The sequence below is a fragment of the Acinetobacter amyesii genome, assembly GCF_023499985.1.
Lineage (GTDB): Bacteria > Pseudomonadota > Gammaproteobacteria > Pseudomonadales > Moraxellaceae > Acinetobacter > Acinetobacter amyesii.
Window position 1 is genome coordinate 1 of record NZ_JAMCOU010000033.1, and the last position, 16629, is coordinate 16629.

Below are 16629 nucleotides of genomic sequence, written 5' to 3' on the forward strand. Positions count from 1 at the left end.
TGAAACCTCTTAGCGCTGATGGTAGTGTGGGGTTACCCATGTGAGAGTAAGTCATCGCCAGCTCATTATTCGAAACACCCCCTGCACTAGTGCAGGGGGTGTTTTTTTATGCGGGGAGAAAAAAGAAAAAAGGAAAAGAACGTTATAAAAGTAGAAAAAGCTAAAGCACAAAAATAGGAAAACGAGAGATATTTAAAATGAATGAGGCTAAACAGCGCTAAAAATTTACATCAAGGTGAGTTTATATTCTTTATAGTGAAGTACGGTCTCAATGTATAAAAAGAATAGGATGTACATATGCTCCAAAATCTCGATGAAGTCTCTATTTTAGAGATATTGCAGCAACGCTTTGAGGCAAATATGCAGCGGCATCCAGAATTGCTTTGGGATGATGTTAAAAAGCAATTGATTGCACAGCCCTCAAAACTAAAAATGTTAATCGAAATGGAAAAAACAGGCGGTGAGCCAGATATTGTTATGCTGAATCGGCAATCTCATGACCTGATATTTTATGATTGCAGCTTAGAGTCGCCAAAGCCTAGACGAAGCTTGTGTTATGACCATGATGCCTTGGAGAATCGGAAGGATCATCCTCCGAAAAATAACGTTATAGACATGGTTCGAGACATCGGTGCTGAGCTGCTGACAGAAGAAGAATATCGTGCGATACAGCAAGTTTTTCATTTCGATTTAAAGACTTCGAGTTGGATCGTAACGCCAGCGGATATTCGGCAAAAGGGCGGGGCACTGTTTTGTGATCGACGTTATGATCATGTATTTAGCTATCATAATAGCGCGCAGTCATATTATGCGTCTCGTGGATTTCGCTGTAAGCTAGTGATTGCTTAATCTCAGTGCTATCAAGGTATTTAAAACAATCAAGAGCGTTAAAGTGAGCTTTTCTAAAGATGTAATTGCGTTTGTTTTTTAGACATTTAAAATTTTTCTAAACTAAAGATAGAAATAAATGATGGTGTGTCGTTCTGAAGTTTAATGAAAGAATAGAAGAATTAGACCTAAAAACTAGGATATTATGATTTAAATAAATCAGTTAAATAATCATATATTGATAATGTTTAATAATTAAACTAAAACATGAAAAATAACACAATTAACATGCACTTATAAGCAATTCGATTTATTAAACATACGTCTAATATCCCTAGAAATTACTGTTCCGTATATTCCGTGGCTGTTGAATTTTACTTAAAAATTCAATGAATGTTATGGACAAGTACTCATGGGAGATGAGAACGATGACAACGGAAAAAATAGACATAAATTCTGTAGTCGATAAGGCTAAATTTACCCCGTTCCACTTCAATGTAGTGGCTTGGTGCTTATTGATTATTTTATTTGATGGCTACGATTTAGCGATTAATGGCGTGGTTTTACCATTATTGATGCAAGACTGGGGCTTAAGTGCAATGCAAGCGGGGATGCTTGCCAGTACTGCGCTCGCAGGGATGATGTTTGGTGCCATGTTCTTTGGTTCTTTAGCAGATAAGATTGGCCGTAAAAAAGTCATCATGATCTGTATCGTTTTATTTAGTGGTTTGACCTTTGCTGGTGGTTTTGCGTCGAATCCAACAGAATTTGGTATTTTGCGTTTCTTGGCTGGTTTAGGGATTGGCGGTGTAATGCCTAACCTTGTGGCTTTAACGTCGGAATACGCGCCGCAGAAGATGCGTAGCACACTAGTAACGACGATGTTTAGTGGTTATGCAGTCGGTGGTGTGATGGCGGCACTTTTAGGTTCATGGTTCACCCCTGATTTTGGTTGGCAAATCATGTTCTTTATTGCAGGTATTCCACTTTTCCTTTTACCTGTCATTTGGAAATTCTTACCTGAATCTTTGGCATTTATGGTGAAAGAAAACAAACAGGAAAAAGCCCGCAGTATCGTGAAGCGCTTAGCGCCTGAAGTGAAAGTGACTGAAAATACAGTGTTCACTTTACCGCAAGAAAATGTACCTGAAGCTGCTAACGTGGTGAGTTTGTTCCGCCGTGGTCGTGCCGTAAATACATTGCTGTTTTGGGTGGCGTTCTTTACGTGCCTATTGACCATGTATGCGCTAAGCAGCTGGTTACCAAAACTGATGATGGCAGCCGGTTATTCTATGGATAACAGCTTGATGTTCATGATGGTCATGAACGTTGGCGCAGTTGTGGGTATTGTTGGCGGTGGTATTTTGGCTGACCGTTTCCATTTAAAACCTGTGCTGATGGTTTTGGGTATGATGGGCGCGATTGTGATGAGCTTGATGGGCTTCCAATCGAATCAGTTCTTGCTATACATTTTGGTATTCTTGGCAGGTGCTGCATCTATTGGTTCGCAAATGCTGCTATACAGCTATGTGGCGCAGTATTACCCACTTGCTGTACGTTCGACGGGTATTGGTTGGTCTTCTGCGATTGGTCGTATGGGCGCGATTGTAGGGCCGATCTTGATTGGTGGTTTGCTTGGTATGAACTTACCTGCGCACTTCAACTTTATGGCGGTGGGTTTACCTGTACTGATTACTGCGATCGCGGTTGCATTGATCATGCATGGAAATGACAGTGATAAAATTGATGTTAAAGAGGCATCTACAGCCAAAGCTTAAGTTGTGATTCTTTAAAAAGAAAAGTCTCCGAAAGGGGGCTTTTTTGTATAATATTTAAAATTTTTTATTAGAAAATTATCATGAATGAAGAAAAACCAAATAGTAGAAATATACCTTTACCGATACAAAGAGAAGTTAGACAAAGATGTGGCTTTGGATGCGTTATATGTGGAATGCCATTATATGAATATGAGCACATGGAAGAATGGGCTTTAGTCAAACGTCATATTGCTGATGAAATAACACTATTATGTGATCAGCATCATCGTGAAAAAACTAGTGGTTTATTGCCTAAAGAACAAGTTAGAAAAGCTAATGAAAAACCATTTAATTTACAAGAAGGGATATCTAAACCTTACCTTTTGCATTTTTCAGGAGAGGAAGCAATTGTTGAGATAGGAGGAAATATTTTTAGTTGTAAGGATCAAGGATACGGTACAGCTATGGTACCCATTAGTGTTGATGGGACACCGTTAATTGGGTTAATACTTGCGGATGGACATTTTTTACTAAATTTAGTAATTTTCAACGAATATAACACTCCCATTTTGCACATTAAGAATAATCAATTAATTTTCAAACCTTTAGCTTGGGATATTCAATTGGTTGGTACTACTCTTACTTTAAGAGAGAACCATCGAAAAATTTTAATAGAAATAGAATTTTGCCCTCCTAATAAAGTTATATTCAAACGAGGAAGATTTCTTCGCAATGGAATAGAAATTTTAGTTCGTCCTACAAATATTCTTATTACAAATAATAGTACTATCATCAAAAATTGTACGGCTGTGAATTGTTATGGAGGTTTGATAATTGGCTATCATGAAAAAGCAATTGGTGGATTTTTTGCTATGGATGGAATTAGTAGATATTTAGGCTCAAATAAAGAAGCATTAAAATTTGAGAAAGAGTCTTTACAAGGAAGTAATATATAGTAAATGCTTAGTTAATCCATATTGAGCTTAATAAATATGAAACTCAACTCATTCTCCCCAATCCCTGAAGACGATGAAGAACTGCATTTGCCTGAACTGGTGTACTGGTCATCTTTAGGTGAACTTGCAGAAGTCGAAAAATCATTGGCAAATGGCACAGACGTAAACTCTGCCGATGACGAAGGCTATAGCGCACTGCATGCAGCAGCAGAAAATGGCTATTTAGACGTAGTGAAGCTGTTGGTAGAGAAAGGTGCAAATGTACAGCATAAGACCCAATACACAGCATTAGAGCTTGCAGAAATGGCAGGCAATGATGATGTAGTGGCATACTTAAAAAATTTGTAAGCCATACATCTTATAAAGTAGATTCATAAAATACCCGCATGCAATATGCGGGTATTTTCATTTTAGAATTATTGTTGCTGTTGCTGTTGCTGTTGCTGTTGCTGTTGCTGTTGCTGTTGCTGTTGCTGTTGCTGTTGCTGTTGCTCAAGCTCCTGCTGAATCGCTTGATTAAACGCAGGCAAGTCATCTGGACAACGAGAAGTAATGAGCACCCAACCACCCGTATTACAGCGGTGCACCTGCTCATCGACCCAATGTGCACCCGCATTTTCCAAATCCAAACGAATACTTTTATAAGACGTCAGAGTTTTATCACGAATTCGTTCAGCATTAATGAGAGCCCAAGGACCATGACAAATTGCAGCAATAGGTTTTTGATGGTCAGCAAAGTTTTGAATAAGTCGCAGTGCATCTTCATTGATCCGTAGATGATCTGCATTGACAGTTCCGCCTGGAATTACTAACACATCATAGTCTTCAGCATTTACGCTGCTCAATTGGGCATTGGGTTGGACTTCAGCTTCGACCTTTTTGTCTGCTTTTACTGTCTGGACCGCAGCATGTTTAACAGCGGCATGAATGGCTTCAATTCCCTTTTCATTTAAATAATTTAAGGGTTGAATCAGCTCGTCATGTTCAACACCGACATTTGACGTTATCACTAAAGCTTTTAAAGTCATGATTGACTCCTTGCAATGAGGATTGTCTACCACGCTAGCAACTTGACGGATTTGGGTATGTAATAATTTCGCAGGAAAGTGTAAGAAGTTTTGACAGAGATGTTATGCGAAAGTTCTAGATTAGGGCGAATTCTTAAAAAAATCAGCTAGAAAAAAGAAAACCCCGACATCCTGTCGGGGTTTTCTTCGTATTTCGTGTTCTAGATACAACTCCATGTCATATCTCACGTCCTGATGCAGAAACTTATTGTTATTGTTTTATGTTTCGGAAACTTCCTGTCTCCTGATAACTGTAGATTAGGCCTGTTTCATAAACTTGGAAAGCCGCAATTTTCTGCATGTCATGTAAGCCAAAACGTACAAAATTATTCTGTTACCTTTCCAAAGAAAAATCATCTGATTAATTGATTAGAATCAAATGATTATAAAAGGGAAGGGAACAGTAAATGAAACAATGCTTACAATATTTTCGAACGCCTAGCCTTATCGTTGGCATCCTGATGACAGCCGCATGCCATGCGGAAAACACCACAACTACAGCACAAGATCAAACACCAAGCCAAGCTCAAAAAACGGCACAAATCCAGCAAGAACAGCGCTTTAAAATACAAAAAATCGCTCAATTTAATGAGCCTTGGGCCATTCAGTCGCTCACAGATGGACGCTTATTGCTGACAGAAAGAAAAGGTCAGCTAATTATCTTTAATCCTCAAAACCAGCAGAAAATACAGGTGAAAAACCTTCCCAAAGTTGCCTATGGTGGACAAGGTGGATTAGGTGATATTGCACTCGATCCGCAGTTTGAAAAAAATCATCAGATATATCTGAGCTATGCAGAAGCAGGACAGGGCGGTTTTGGCGCTGTCATCGAAAAAGCCACATTAAACCCAAATGAAGCTGCGCCAAGTTTAAAACAGCGAAAAATCATTTGGAGGCAAATTCCAAAAGTAGAAGGTCAAGGCCATTATTCACACCGTATGCAATTTGGCGCAGATGGAAAATTATGGGTGAGTTCGGGCGAACGTCAGAAGTTTGATCCTGCACAAGATCTGCAGTCAAATTTGGGTAAAGTGCTGCGCTTAAATAGTGATGGAACACCTGCTGCGGATAATCCATTTCAGACCCAAGGCGAGGTTGCAAAGCAAGTCTGGAGTTTCGGGCACCGTAACCCTTTAGGCATGGCATTTGATGCAAAACAGCAGCTGTGGGTGGCCGAAATGGGCCCGAAAGGCGGTGATGAGTTAAATCTCGTGCAGCGTGCGAAAAACTATGGCTATCCGCATGTATCGAATGGCGATCATTATGATGATCAACCGATTCCTGATCATCATACTCGGCCTGAATTTGAAGCGCCTGCCATCAGTTGGACACCGGTGATTTCACCGTCAAGTTTGATATTTTACCAAGGGCAAAAGTTCCCGTTGTGGAAAAATAAAGCGCTGATTGGTGGCTTATCTTCAGAAGCGATTGTGATTGTTGATACAGAGCTTAAACCTGTCCAAGAAATACAACGAATTGCCATGCCACAGCGTATTCGAGGACTCATTGAAGCCAAAGACGGCAGTATTTGGGGCATTGAAGATGGAGAAAAGGCATGGTTATTCAAAATTGAGCCTAAATAGTGGCTAAAAAATAAACAAAAAATTCAAAAAATAAAAAAAAGCCCCTACGGGGCTTTTCACATACAGGCCTGCACGAGTTTTAAATCCATCAGCTAAGCCGCATAGTGTTCATCGGCATTAAAGGCATTGGCTTGAATTTGAATCAGTTTACGATTTCCTTGTTCTCCATTCATCCGCCAATGCGCAATTTTAATATTATCGACAATAGCAACATCGCCTTTATGCCACTGTAAAAGCAGGGCATCTTTATACATCGCATCAAAAAATTGCTGCTTTTCGGCATCGTTCCATTCAATTTGTTGACCTTCTGGCGTGTAAATTTCCCATGTCAGTTGCATGCCGTCCGCCGTTGAATCCATTTCAATGTCCCCGCGATTTTCAAAGCAATTTTTGGCCGCCTGATGGGCAAATGGATTGGTATTATTGGCAAAAGCCCACGGCTGAATCACATGCTTTTTCGTATCGGGGTGATGAATCACCAGCGGCGAACGCTGCAAGGTCAATTTGGCTTTTTTATCTTGTCGAATCTCTAAACTAAACGGGCTCTTTTTCAGCAATAACCGATCAAATAATCCCACCTTGCGTGCTGAGACATAAGAAAAATGGTTCCATGCGCCGAGATATTTTTCCTGTAGATGTTTCGGAAAATTCTCCCAAATCTGCTCTAAGTTATTAAATCCTGTTTCTGCTAAATACGTCGATGGTTCCTGACAAAATAAGGCGATATAACGCGAGCGTTCTGAGCGCACGCCGCCTTCAACATGCGGGCCTTGTACCGAGTTTTCGACTGGACCCAATTGCACTGTGTTGCGATCGATATAACGACGGTAGTCGCCAGCGCCGAGCAATTTCTCGCTGTATTTTCGCATCCATGATGCAACCCAGCTGGGCATATTGGGGTTAAATGCATTCCATGGGGTAAACTGAAAATATTGTTCAATCAGTTGGTTAAATTGTTCGGGTTGCTCGATGTTAAAACCACGAAACAGTAAGATGCCATTTTCATGGATTTGTTGTAAAAGCTCTTGTCGATGCGCGCCAATATATTGTGCAAGATCTTGCGGGCTATTGTGTTCTGGAGCGGCATGAAAAATGCGGGTAAAACTATTCAGTTGTTGCTGTTGCAATTGCATAGGTCATTCTCTAATTTTTTAATTCAATTTTTATTGTTGTCGCCTAATCCCTAAGCGCTGACAGTTCGAGCTGCTGAACTCGCAGCCGTTATTCTGTCTAAATTCTCTGCCGATTATAAGTACAGTTTTACTGTTGCGATGTAAGTATTGTTGATAAATTGCGATTTTTCGACGAATAGAGTGCGATCGCTGAATGAATGATGAGATGAAAAAAGCCCTCGACATCCTATCGAGAGCTTTTTAGATTCATTCTAAAGATATGACTCCTGTCATACCGATCAGCGTTCCTGCTGCATGTGCATTATTTATTTTTATTGCAAGACATCCTGTCTCTGTATGTTCTTACTATAGGCGCGTTGCTGTTAAGGCTACAGGCGTAATTACTGCAAGCGCTGTAGGTAAATGCCTACAGCAGAACGCCGCTAAATCCTGCTAGTGTAGTGATCTAAATAACAACAATGAGTTTCGCGCATGCCTGCAACACAAATCGATATACGGATGCAATACAGCATAGAACAAGAACAATAGCTGCAAAATGCTGTCTTTGACGCCTTACAACAGAGTTTTCAACTGCCTCGATATGACCGCAATATACGTTTGCAAGTGCATGCGCCACATCGGTTTCAGGTATGTGATCATTTGACGCAGCCTGAGCGCTTTACACATATCACCATTGATTGTTTTGCGGGACGAACCGTAGCAACCAAGTGTAAGTTATATCAAATGCTCGTGCAGAATTTGGTGGAATTTGGCATTCCGGCCGACCATATCATCATTACCTTATGTGAAAGCCCCCAAGAAAACTGGGGGATTCGAGGTGGTCAAGCCGCTTGTGATGTTGATTTAGGTTTTCAGGTGGATGTTTAGTCTGTGCAAATACATGGATTGTTGCTTTCACGGAGCCTAAACTAAAAAAGCCCCGACATCCTGTCGGGGCTTTTTCGGATTCATTCTAGCGGTATAACTCCTGTCCTACCGTAAGCTTCCTGCTCATTGTCTTATCATTGTTGTTTTATGTTCAGTGACATCCTGTCGCTGTATGACCTTAATATAAAAGTAATCCAATAACGTGAATAGTGTCTATTATCCGCATCTAATGTAAGCCAAAACGTACAACACCTAAATTATCATTCTGTCCGTCGCGTCAATGTATTGCACAGCATCTAGGCTCTAGACCACTAGATCTATGCATCCAAATTGATCTAAACCGCTTTTAAAACAGCAGGAAGCTAGTTTTGAAGTGACAAAAAGCTTTATCAGCGGTGTTACATATTTTTGCGATTAATTGGTTGAATGGTGAACTAATTTATCAGACATTAAAAATTCATAATGAAAAATATACAGGGAATAAGATCGATGCTAAGAATACTTACACAACAACGGACGACATCAAAACTTCAGCTCGCATTAGGCTGCGTCATTGCGCTTAGTGCTTCAGCAAGTTGGGCAGCATCTCCACAAGAGATTAAGCAAATTGCGGAAAGTCAAAAGCAAAGTTATTTAGAGACCTTGAAAACCTTGGTCAATATTGAATCCGGCAGTAAAGATATTGAGGGTTTGAATCAAATTGCTAAGGTGGTCGCAGAGCAATTAAAAGCCACAGGGGCTGAGGTGAACGTGATTCAGCCCAAAGACATCATGAAACTCGATGGTGCGCCAGATCAGACAGGGCCGATTGTAAAAGCGGTACTGAAAGGCAAAGGTAAAACGAACATTATGTTGTTGGCACATAATGATACGGTGTATCAAAAGGGCCAATTACAAGGTCAACCGTTTCGTATAGATGGTAATAAAGCCTATGGTTTAGGTATTTTGGACGACAAGCAAGGTGTTGCTGCAGTGATTCATGTCTTGGATATGCTGAAACAGCTGAAGTACCAAGATTACGGCACCATTACGGTGTTAATTAATTCAGATGAAGAAATCAGTTCACCCGGCTCGCGCCAATTGATTATGGATACAGCTCAAAATCAGGACGTTGTCCTCTCCTTTGAAACCGGTGGTTTAGAGGGAAGTTTGATGTTAGCCACTAGTGGGATTGGTGCGGCTTATTTAGATATTAAAGGGCGGGGTTCGCATGCGGGGGTAAAACCTGAAGCAGGGGTCAATGCCTTGACAGAACTGGCTTTTCAGATTCAACAATTAGAAAATCTATCCAATCCGAAAACGGGTTTAAAGCTGAATTGGACTGTTGCGACGGCTGGAAAAACCCGAAATGTGATTCCTGACCATGCGACAGCGCAGGCAGATGCTCGTTCCTTAAAACCACAAGATTTTGCTGAGTTGGAAAAAACCTTGAAGCAAAAAGTCAAAACCAAAAAATTGGCGGAAAGTCAGGTCGAGGTCAAATTTGAAGTCCGTCGACCACCCTTAGAAGCCAGTCCACAAGCCAAAAAATTGGCCGCGACAGCCCAGCAGATTTACACAAAAGAATTAAAGCTGCCGATGAAAGTTGAAACGACCGCTTGGGGTGGTGGTACTGATGCCGCTTTTGCTGGGGTTAGTTCGAGAGCCGCGATCATTGAGGGACTAGGCATGTCAGGTGATGGATTACATTCAGATAAAGCTGAATATATTTTGACAGATTCTATCGTACCGCGTTTGTACTTGGTGACGCGTTTAATTGTGGAGAGTTCTAAAAAGTAATCGTATCCGATTGGGTGAGATCTAATGAGCCATTGCCCTGAGTTTGGTTGTGGCTCATGTTAGAGCTATTCTTATGTAGCATTTGAAATGAAAAAAGCCCCGACATCCTGTCGGGGCTTTTTCGGATTCATTCTAGCGGTATAACTCCTGTCCTACCGTTAAGCTTCCTGCTCATTGTCTTATCATTGTTGTTTTATGTTCAGTGACATCCTGTCGCTGTATGACCTTAATATAAAAGTAATCCAATAACGTGAATAGTGTCTATTATCCGCATCTGATGTAAGCCAAAACGTACAACACCTAAATTATCATTCTGTCCGTCGCGTCAATGTATTGCACAGCATTAAGGCTATCGACCGATAGAACTATTGACCCAAATCGATCTAAACCTGTTTTAAAACAGCGGGAAGCTGGTTTTGATGAGATTAAAATCTTCATCAGCGGTGTTACATATTTTTGCGATTAATTGGTTGAATGGTGAATTAATTTATCAGACATTAAAAATTCATAATGAAAAATATACAGGGAATAAGATCGATGCTAAGAACACTTACACAACAACGGACGACATCAAAACTTCAGCTCGCATTAGGCTGCGTCATTGCGCTTAGTGCTTCAGCAAGTTGGGCAGCATCTCCACAAGAGATTATGCAAGTTGCGGAAAGTCAAAAGCAAAGTTATTTAGAGACCTTGAAAACCTTGGTCAATATTGAATCCGGCAGTAAGGATCTTGAAGGCCTGAATCAAATGGCCAAAGTGGTGGCAGATCAGTTGAAGAATGTCGGTGCTGAAGTGAGTGTGATCGAAAGTACAGATATTTATCGCATGGACGATACACCTGAGAAAATGGGACCAATAGTTAAAGGGGTATTGAAAGGTCAAGGTAAAAGTAAAATCATGATGATCGCGCATATGGATACGGTTTATGAACGGGGAATGCTTAAAAACCAACCGTTTAAAATTGACGGTAATCAGGTCTATGGCTTAGGTATCATTGATGATAAACAAGGGGTAGCTGCAATTTTGCATGTTTTGAATACCCTTAAAAAATTGAATTATAAAGACTATGGCACGATCACTGTTTTGATGAATTCAGATGAGGAAATCAGCTCACCTGCCTCACGTAAGTTGATTACAGAAACAGCACAAGATCAGGATGTGGTGTTGTCTTTTGAAGGGGGCGGTAAAGATGGTAACTTACGTCTGGCAACCAGTGGCATTGGCGCAGCCTATTTAGAAATTAAAGGAAAATCTTCACATGCCGGTGTGAAACCTGAGGCAGGGGTGAATGCACTCACTGAGCTCTCTCACCAAATCGCACAAATGCAAAATCTATCTGATCCTAACACTGGGTTAAAGCTGAATTGGACTGTGGCGGAAGCGGGTAAAACACGCAATGTCATTCCAGAACATGCTGCTGCACAGGCGGATGTCAGAGCACTACGTGTCCAAGACTTTGAGGCCGTGGAAAAAACGTTAAATGAGAAAATCAAAAATAAAAAGTTATCAGATAGCCAAGTCAGTGTGAAATTTGAAGTCCGCCGTCCACCATTGGCTGTAAATGATGCCTCTAAAAAGTTGGCTGAAAAAGCGCAAGACATCTATAAAAATGAGTTAAACATTCCATTGACTGTTTCTTTGACTCCAACAGGAGGCGGTACTGATGCTGCTTTTGCTGGAGTAAAGTCGAAAGCTGCTGTAATTGAGGGAATGGGATTATCAGGAGATGGGGCTCACTCAAGCAATGCAGAATATATTTTAAAAGACAGTATTATTCCGCGTTTGTATTTGGCAACACGATTAATTGTGGATGTGTCGAAAGCAAGATAATATTCTATATCGCAATGATTAGAAGGAGCCTACCTAGGTGGGCTTCATTATGATTAAGCATACAGAACGAAATGAAAAAGCCCCAACGTCCTGTTGGGGCTTTTTCGTATATTGCTAAGATTCAACTCCTGTCAAATCAATCGCTTCCTGCATGTTCCATTCTTTTTATTCTAGAAACTTCCTGTCTCTGTATGGTTTAACTATAAATAAGGTGCTTCAATTAGCATAGTGGTCAAGGACGCCATCTGCTGTAAGCATTTTCTTACATCGAACGCATGACATGAGTTAAGCACTGACATACTGCACCAATTTATCAAACACAGATTTAAGAGCTTTGTTATCAAACTCATTACCTTCAAAGGTTTCAGCACGGTTACGTGCGAAAATATCGCGAATCTCAACCACAGCATTCGAGTCAATCAACCCTAACTGTGTTGCCACCTGACGAATCTGATCGATCGAACGTGAACCATTGGTGCCACCATAGCTAACGTATGCCGCAGGTTTTCCGGCCCATTCTTTACCGAGGTAATCCAATGCATTTTTGAGCGCAGGGCTGTAGCCGTGGTTATATTCAGGGCTAATGAAAATAAATGCGTCACCTTGTGCGATTTTATCTGCCCATGCTTGTTGTTTGGGTTGGTCATAAATCCCGGTTAATGGTGGATGTGCGCCTGCAAAAATAGGCAGATCCCATTCTTTTAAATCGACAATTTCAGTTTCTACGGTACTGTAGTCATAGCTTTCGATTTCTGAAAGAAGCCAGTTGGCAATCTTAATTGCCGTACGGCCTTCGCGGACACTGCCGACAATAATATGAAGTTTCATCGTATTTCCTGTCTTGTTTTAAAGTCTTGCATTAAATTAATATGAAAACGGTCCGTTGCATATACAGAAAATGTATCGAGTCGATTGATAGTTATAAAAATAGTGATAAAAAAAGCTCCCGAAGGAGCTTTTTATTTGCTGAAACTTAGATCAGTTTTACGCCTTGTTGACCGGCAGGGGTCACTTTGAAAATTTCAACTTCAAAGGTGATATTTTTACCAGCTAGAGGATGGTTGAAATCCACTTCGGTAATGTCTTCACCGACGGTTTTGATCACCCCATACAGACTTTGTTTGGCTTTATCTTCAAACTCAATCATATGGCCTTCAACAGGACGTTGCTCAAATTTGACGGTATCAAATTTTTGTACGTTTTCTGGGTTCCATGGACCAAAAGCATCTTCAGGAGGAAGGCTCACGGTACGGCGGTCACCTGCACGTAAACCGAATAAAGCTTTCTCAAAACCCGGTAATAAGCTGCCATCACCCATGACAAGGCTGACAGGTTCAGCACGGCTACGGGTATTGTCAATTTCTACGCCATTTTCAATAGCAACAGAAAAGTGAAGGTCTACTTTAGAGCCTTCTTCAATACGAGTTTCCTCGTTAGGATTGATAAAATCAGTCATTTTGCGCTTCCGCACGTTGAATTCGGTGTTTTTCTAAGAAAAACGTATCGATAAGAAGCAGGATCGTGCCTAAAGTAATGGCACTGTCTGCAATATTAAATGCAGGAAAGTGGCTGTTGTTGTAATACACGTGAATGAAATCCACCACATAACCTAAAGATACGCGGTCAATTAAGTTGCCGATTGCGCCGCCTAAAATCAGGGCAATGGCAATCGGAAGGACTTTCACGTTTTTTGGCATACGCATGAGCCAAAATACAAAAATGACAGACACAAGTCCTGCGAGTGAAGTAAAGAAATAACGTTGCCATCCACCGGCATCGGACAAGAAACTAAAGGCAGCGCCATAGTTATGTAGTAATGTCCAATTTAAAAAGGGCATGACAGGTACAGGATCTGCGTAGTTCAGATGTGTACTTGCAATCCATTTGGTCCATTGATCCAAAATAATGGCAACAATGGATAAGCCCACCCACACTAAATTGTGTGGGTAGAATTGAAAGAAGCCCTTTTTTTCTTGTGGATTAGGCATATTTTCTCTCTTCGCCTTGACCTGTAGGAAGGTTAATAATACAACGAGAACAAAGACCTGGATGTTCGTGATGTGTATTCACATCAGGAAGCACATGCCAGCAGCGCGCACATTTTTCACCGTCAGCAGCAGAGACTTTGACATTTAAACCGTCAAGGTCAGAGGCTTCACCTTGCGCTGCATCAAACTCATTGACAATCACTTGAGAAGTGATGAGGACAAAACGCAGTTCTTCACCGAATTTGTCTAAAACAGCTTTCAGCTCAGCATTGGCCCAAAGTTCAACTTTGGCAGACAAGTTTGAACCCACAGTTTTTGCAGTACGTGCAGCTTCAATAAACTTGTTCACTGCAGATTTAACGGTGATCAAGGTTTGCCATTCAGCTTCAGTCACTAAATTTGCTGTAGAGGCTACAGGAATGTCATACCACTCCGCAGTAAATACATATTTCTCAGATTGCTCTGGAATCAGTGGCCAAGCTTCTTGTGCGGTAAAGCTCAAGATTGGAGACATCCAACGGACAAAGGCTTGAACCAAGTGATATAACGCAGTTTGCGCAGAATGACGCGCAGCTGAGTCTGCCTTAGTGGTGTACTGACGGTCTTTGATGATGTCGAGGTAGAAACCACCCAAGTCATTAATACAGAAGTTGGTCAATGCGCTGGTCACGATATGGAAGTTCATATCTTCATAGGCTTGCTGAATGGTTTTCTGTACTTCCGCAGCACGTTGCAAGATGTATTGATCCAGTGCGATCAATTGATCGACAGGCAAAGCATCCGTCGATGGTTTGAAGCCATTCAAGTTAGCCAACAAGAAACGCAATGTGTTACGTATACGGCGGTAACCATCTGATGCACGGCTAAAGATTTCTTTACCCGCAGTCATTTCATAACGGTAGTCTGCAGAGGCGATCCAGAAACGTAGACCATCTGCACCCATGTCTTTGATGATGTCTTGTGGAGTGATCACGTTACCGATCGACTTCGACATTTTGCGGCCTTTTTCATCCACAACGAAGCCGTGAGTCAATAAGCCTTTGTACGGGGCGCGGTTATTAATCGCCATAGACGTCAACAATGAAGATTGGAACCAGCCGCGATGTTGGTCAGAACCTTCAAGGTACAAGTCAGCAGGGTCTTGCAATTCTTCACGTTCACGAAGCACTGCAAAGTGTGTTGTTCCAGAGTCAAACCAAACGTCTAGAGTGTCACGAACTGCATTGTAATGCTCTGCATCTGCACCAATAAACTCAGACGCATCACGGTTATACCAGCCGTCAATACCTTCTTGTTCAATCAGCTTCGCTACTTCTTCGATCAGCTCAGGGGTACGCGGGTGAAGTTCGTTGGTATCTTTATGCACGAAGAATGGAATTGGCACGCCCCATGTACGTTGACGTGAGATACACCAATCTGGACGACCTTCAATCATCGACTGGATACGGTTTTTACCCCAATCTGGTACAAAGCTGATGTCATTTTCAATCGCGTTCAATGCACCTTGGCGTAAACCTTTTGCATCCATGCTGATGAACCATTGTGGTGTTGCACGGAAGATAATCGGTGTTTTATGGCGCCAGCAATGTGGATAGCTATGTTTGATCACCACATGTGCCCAAAGTTTGCCTGCTTCGGTTAAAGCAGCAATGATTTTTGGATTGGCTTTGTAGATGTGCTCGCCTGCAAAAATTGGTGCAGTCGGTAAATACACACCGTTGCCGCCAACTGGATTGTCGACTTTTAGGTTGTACTGTAAGCCAACTTTATAGTCGTCCACACCATGGCCTGGGGCGGTATGTACAGCACCTGTACCACTGCCGTCTGTGACATGCTCACCCAAAATCACTGGTACTTGGCGTTCAGCAATTAACGGATGTTGTAGTACTAGGTTTTCAAGTTTTGCACCAGCAAACTCAGCAATCACTTCAACTGCGTTAAAGCCATAACGCTGCGTTGCAGATTCAACTAATGATTTTGCAAGGATGAAGTTTTGCGCTGCTTTGTCTTCGCCAGTTGCTTTCACCAATTGGTATTCAAGCTCAGCATGTAGAGCAACCGCTTGGTTGGCAGGCATAGTCCAAGGCGTGGTTGTCCAGATTACGATATCTGTACGGTCAGTAACGTCTACACCTAGGCGTGCAGATAAATCAGCTAAATCAACAACAGTAAAACCAACGTCAATCGCATCTGATTTTTTGTCTTCGTATTCCACTTCAGCTTCAGCTAAGGCAGAACCACAGTCCAAACACCAGTTGACTGGTTTAAGACCTGGCTCAATATGGCCTGCTTTGGCAATTTCACCGAGTGAACGAACGATGTCGGCTTCTTGTTTGAAGTTCATGGTGAGGTAAGGGTTGTCCCAATCACCAAATACGCCCATACGCACGAAGTCTTTTTTCTGTAATTCGACTTGGGTGTAAGCATATTCACGGCAGGCTTTACGGAAAGTGGAGGCATCTACTTTCACACCGACTTTACCGACTTTTTCTTCAACTTTCAGTTCGATTGGAAGACCGTGACAGTCCCAACCTGGTACATACGGTGCGTCAAAACCGTCCATTACACGGCTTTTGATGATGATGTCTTTGAGGACTTTATTCACCGCATGGCCTAAGTGAATTTGGCCATTTGCGTATGGAGGGCCGTCATGAAGCACATATTTTTTCTTGCCAATACGCGATGCACGAATCTGCTGATAAATGTTGTCGGCATACCACTCTTCTAACCATTTCGCTTCACGTACTGCGAGATTTGCTTTCATCGCAAATTCAGTACCTGGGAGGTTTAGCGTGGCTTTATAATCCACTGCATTTTCAGGAGTTTGCTTATCGCTCATGC

The 16629-nt window shown here is 41.7% G+C and carries 14 protein-coding genes; 8 read left to right on the forward strand and 6 right to left on the reverse strand.

Going from position 1 to position 16629, the window contains the following annotated elements; all coding sequences use genetic code 11:
* The first annotated feature begins 297 nt into the window (after positions 1–297).
* From M5F03_RS11490 to M5F03_RS11505, 4 genes are all read left to right on the forward strand, one after another.
* The gene (locus tag M5F03_RS11490; RefSeq protein WP_249708383.1) at positions 298–849 is read left to right on the forward strand and encodes a DUF4256 domain-containing protein; all 552 of its coding nucleotides are present in this window, start codon (positions 298–300) and stop codon (positions 847–849) included.
* 407 nt (positions 850–1256) lie between these two features.
* The gene (locus M5F03_RS11495) at positions 1257–2606 is read left to right on the forward strand and encodes an aromatic acid/H+ symport family MFS transporter (RefSeq protein ID WP_249708384.1); all 1350 of its coding nucleotides are present in this window, start codon (positions 1257–1259) and stop codon (positions 2604–2606) included.
* A gap of 80 nt (positions 2607–2686) precedes the next feature.
* Complete coding sequence (locus M5F03_RS11500; protein WP_180174101.1) at positions 2687–3541, forward strand: cell division protein; 855 nt, start codon at positions 2687–2689, stop codon at positions 3539–3541.
* A 36-nt stretch (positions 3542–3577) separates the two neighbouring features.
* Positions 3578–3889 carry an ankyrin repeat domain-containing protein gene (locus M5F03_RS11505; protein ID WP_249708385.1) on the forward strand — a complete coding sequence of 104 codons (312 nt, stop codon included), beginning with the start codon at positions 3578–3580 and terminating at the stop codon, positions 3887–3889.
* 68 nt (positions 3890–3957) lie between these two features.
* Here the strand turns inward: M5F03_RS11505 and M5F03_RS11510 are convergent, their stop codons facing one another.
* Entirely contained in the window at positions 3958–4569 is a 612-nt protein-coding gene (locus M5F03_RS11510; RefSeq protein ID WP_249708386.1) for a type 1 glutamine amidotransferase domain-containing protein, read from the reverse strand.
* 446 nt (positions 4570–5015) lie between these two features.
* On the opposite strand from M5F03_RS11510, the gene M5F03_RS11515 reads away from it, so the two are divergent.
* Entirely contained in the window at positions 5016–6191 is a 1176-nt protein-coding gene (locus M5F03_RS11515; protein WP_372491142.1) for a PQQ-dependent sugar dehydrogenase, read from the forward strand.
* A 92-nt stretch (positions 6192–6283) separates the two neighbouring features.
* On the opposite strand, the gene M5F03_RS11520 is transcribed toward M5F03_RS11515, so the two are convergent.
* Positions 6284–7324: a TauD/TfdA family dioxygenase gene (locus M5F03_RS11520; protein ID WP_249708387.1), complete on the reverse strand. Its 1041-nt coding sequence runs from the start codon at positions 7322–7324 to the stop codon at positions 6284–6286.
* 528 nt (positions 7325–7852) lie between these two features.
* On the opposite strand from M5F03_RS11520, the gene M5F03_RS11525 reads away from it, so the two are divergent.
* The 3 genes from M5F03_RS11525 to M5F03_RS11535 all read left to right on the forward strand — a co-directional run bounded on the left by M5F03_RS11525 (position 7853) and on the right by M5F03_RS11535 (position 11800).
* Complete coding sequence (locus tag M5F03_RS11525) at positions 7853–8191, forward strand: tautomerase family protein (RefSeq protein ID WP_249708486.1); 339 nt, start codon at positions 7853–7855, stop codon at positions 8189–8191.
* A 489-nt stretch (positions 8192–8680) separates the two neighbouring features.
* Entirely contained in the window at positions 8681–9970 is a 1290-nt protein-coding gene (locus M5F03_RS11530) for a glutamate carboxypeptidase (RefSeq protein ID WP_249708388.1), read from the forward strand.
* Positions 9971–10507: 537 nt separating this feature from the next.
* Complete coding sequence (locus M5F03_RS11535) at positions 10508–11800, forward strand: glutamate carboxypeptidase (RefSeq protein ID WP_180127502.1); 1293 nt, start codon at positions 10508–10510, stop codon at positions 11798–11800.
* Positions 11801–12085: 285 nt separating this feature from the next.
* Here the strand turns inward: M5F03_RS11535 and M5F03_RS11540 are convergent, their stop codons facing one another.
* The 4 genes from M5F03_RS11540 to ileS all read right to left on the reverse strand — a co-directional run bounded on the left by M5F03_RS11540 (position 12086) and on the right by ileS (position 16627).
* Entirely contained in the window at positions 12086–12628 is a 543-nt protein-coding gene (locus tag M5F03_RS11540) for an NADPH-dependent FMN reductase (RefSeq protein WP_180024676.1), read from the reverse strand.
* A 145-nt stretch (positions 12629–12773) separates the two neighbouring features.
* On the reverse strand, positions 12774–13256 hold the full coding sequence (locus tag M5F03_RS11545) for an FKBP-type peptidyl-prolyl cis-trans isomerase (protein ID WP_078190656.1): 483 nt from the start codon (positions 13254–13256) through the stop codon (positions 12774–12776).
* Positions 13249–13788 carry a signal peptidase II gene (gene lspA / locus M5F03_RS11550; protein ID WP_078190655.1) on the reverse strand — a complete coding sequence of 180 codons (540 nt, stop codon included), beginning with the start codon at positions 13786–13788 and terminating at the stop codon, positions 13249–13251. The genes M5F03_RS11545 and lspA overlap by 8 nt, the downstream gene beginning before the upstream one ends.
* Positions 13781–16627: an isoleucine--tRNA ligase gene (gene ileS / locus M5F03_RS11555; protein WP_078193284.1), complete on the reverse strand. Its 2847-nt coding sequence runs from the start codon at positions 16625–16627 to the stop codon at positions 13781–13783. The genes lspA and ileS overlap by 8 nt, the downstream gene beginning before the upstream one ends.
* Positions 16628–16629 lie beyond the last annotated feature (2 nt).

Excerpts from the sequence above, each read along its gene's own strand:
- M5F03_RS11490 (WP_249708383.1), top strand. The coding sequence starts at position 298 with ATGCTCCAAAATCTCGATGAAGTCTCTATTTTAGAGATATTGCAGCAA.
- ileS (WP_078193284.1), bottom strand. The coding sequence starts at position 16,627 with ATGAGCGATAAGCAAACTCCTGAAAATGCAGTGGATTATAAAGCCACG.
- M5F03_RS11520 (WP_249708387.1), bottom strand. The coding sequence starts at position 7,324 with ATGCAATTGCAACAGCAACAACTGAATAGTTTTACCCGCATTTTTCAT.
- M5F03_RS11535 (WP_180127502.1), top strand. The coding sequence starts at position 10,508 with ATGCTAAGAACACTTACACAACAACGGACGACATCAAAACTTCAGCTC.
- lspA (WP_078190655.1), bottom strand. The coding sequence starts at position 13,788 with ATGCCTAATCCACAAGAAAAAAAGGGCTTCTTTCAATTCTACCCACAC.
- M5F03_RS11505 (WP_249708385.1), top strand. The coding sequence starts at position 3,578 with ATGAAACTCAACTCATTCTCCCCAATCCCTGAAGACGATGAAGAACTG.
- M5F03_RS11540 (WP_180024676.1), bottom strand. The coding sequence starts at position 12,628 with ATGAAACTTCATATTATTGTCGGCAGTGTCCGCGAAGGCCGTACGGCA.
- M5F03_RS11515 (WP_372491142.1), top strand. The coding sequence starts at position 5,016 with ATGAAACAATGCTTACAATATTTTCGAACGCCTAGCCTTATCGTTGGC.
- M5F03_RS11530 (WP_249708388.1), top strand. The coding sequence starts at position 8,681 with ATGCTAAGAATACTTACACAACAACGGACGACATCAAAACTTCAGCTC.
- M5F03_RS11500 (WP_180174101.1), top strand. The coding sequence starts at position 2,687 with ATGAATGAAGAAAAACCAAATAGTAGAAATATACCTTTACCGATACAA.
- M5F03_RS11510 (WP_249708386.1), bottom strand. The coding sequence starts at position 4,569 with ATGACTTTAAAAGCTTTAGTGATAACGTCAAATGTCGGTGTTGAACAT.
- M5F03_RS11545 (WP_078190656.1), bottom strand. The coding sequence starts at position 13,256 with ATGACTGATTTTATCAATCCTAACGAGGAAACTCGTATTGAAGAAGGC.
- M5F03_RS11495 (WP_249708384.1), top strand. The coding sequence starts at position 1,257 with ATGACAACGGAAAAAATAGACATAAATTCTGTAGTCGATAAGGCTAAA.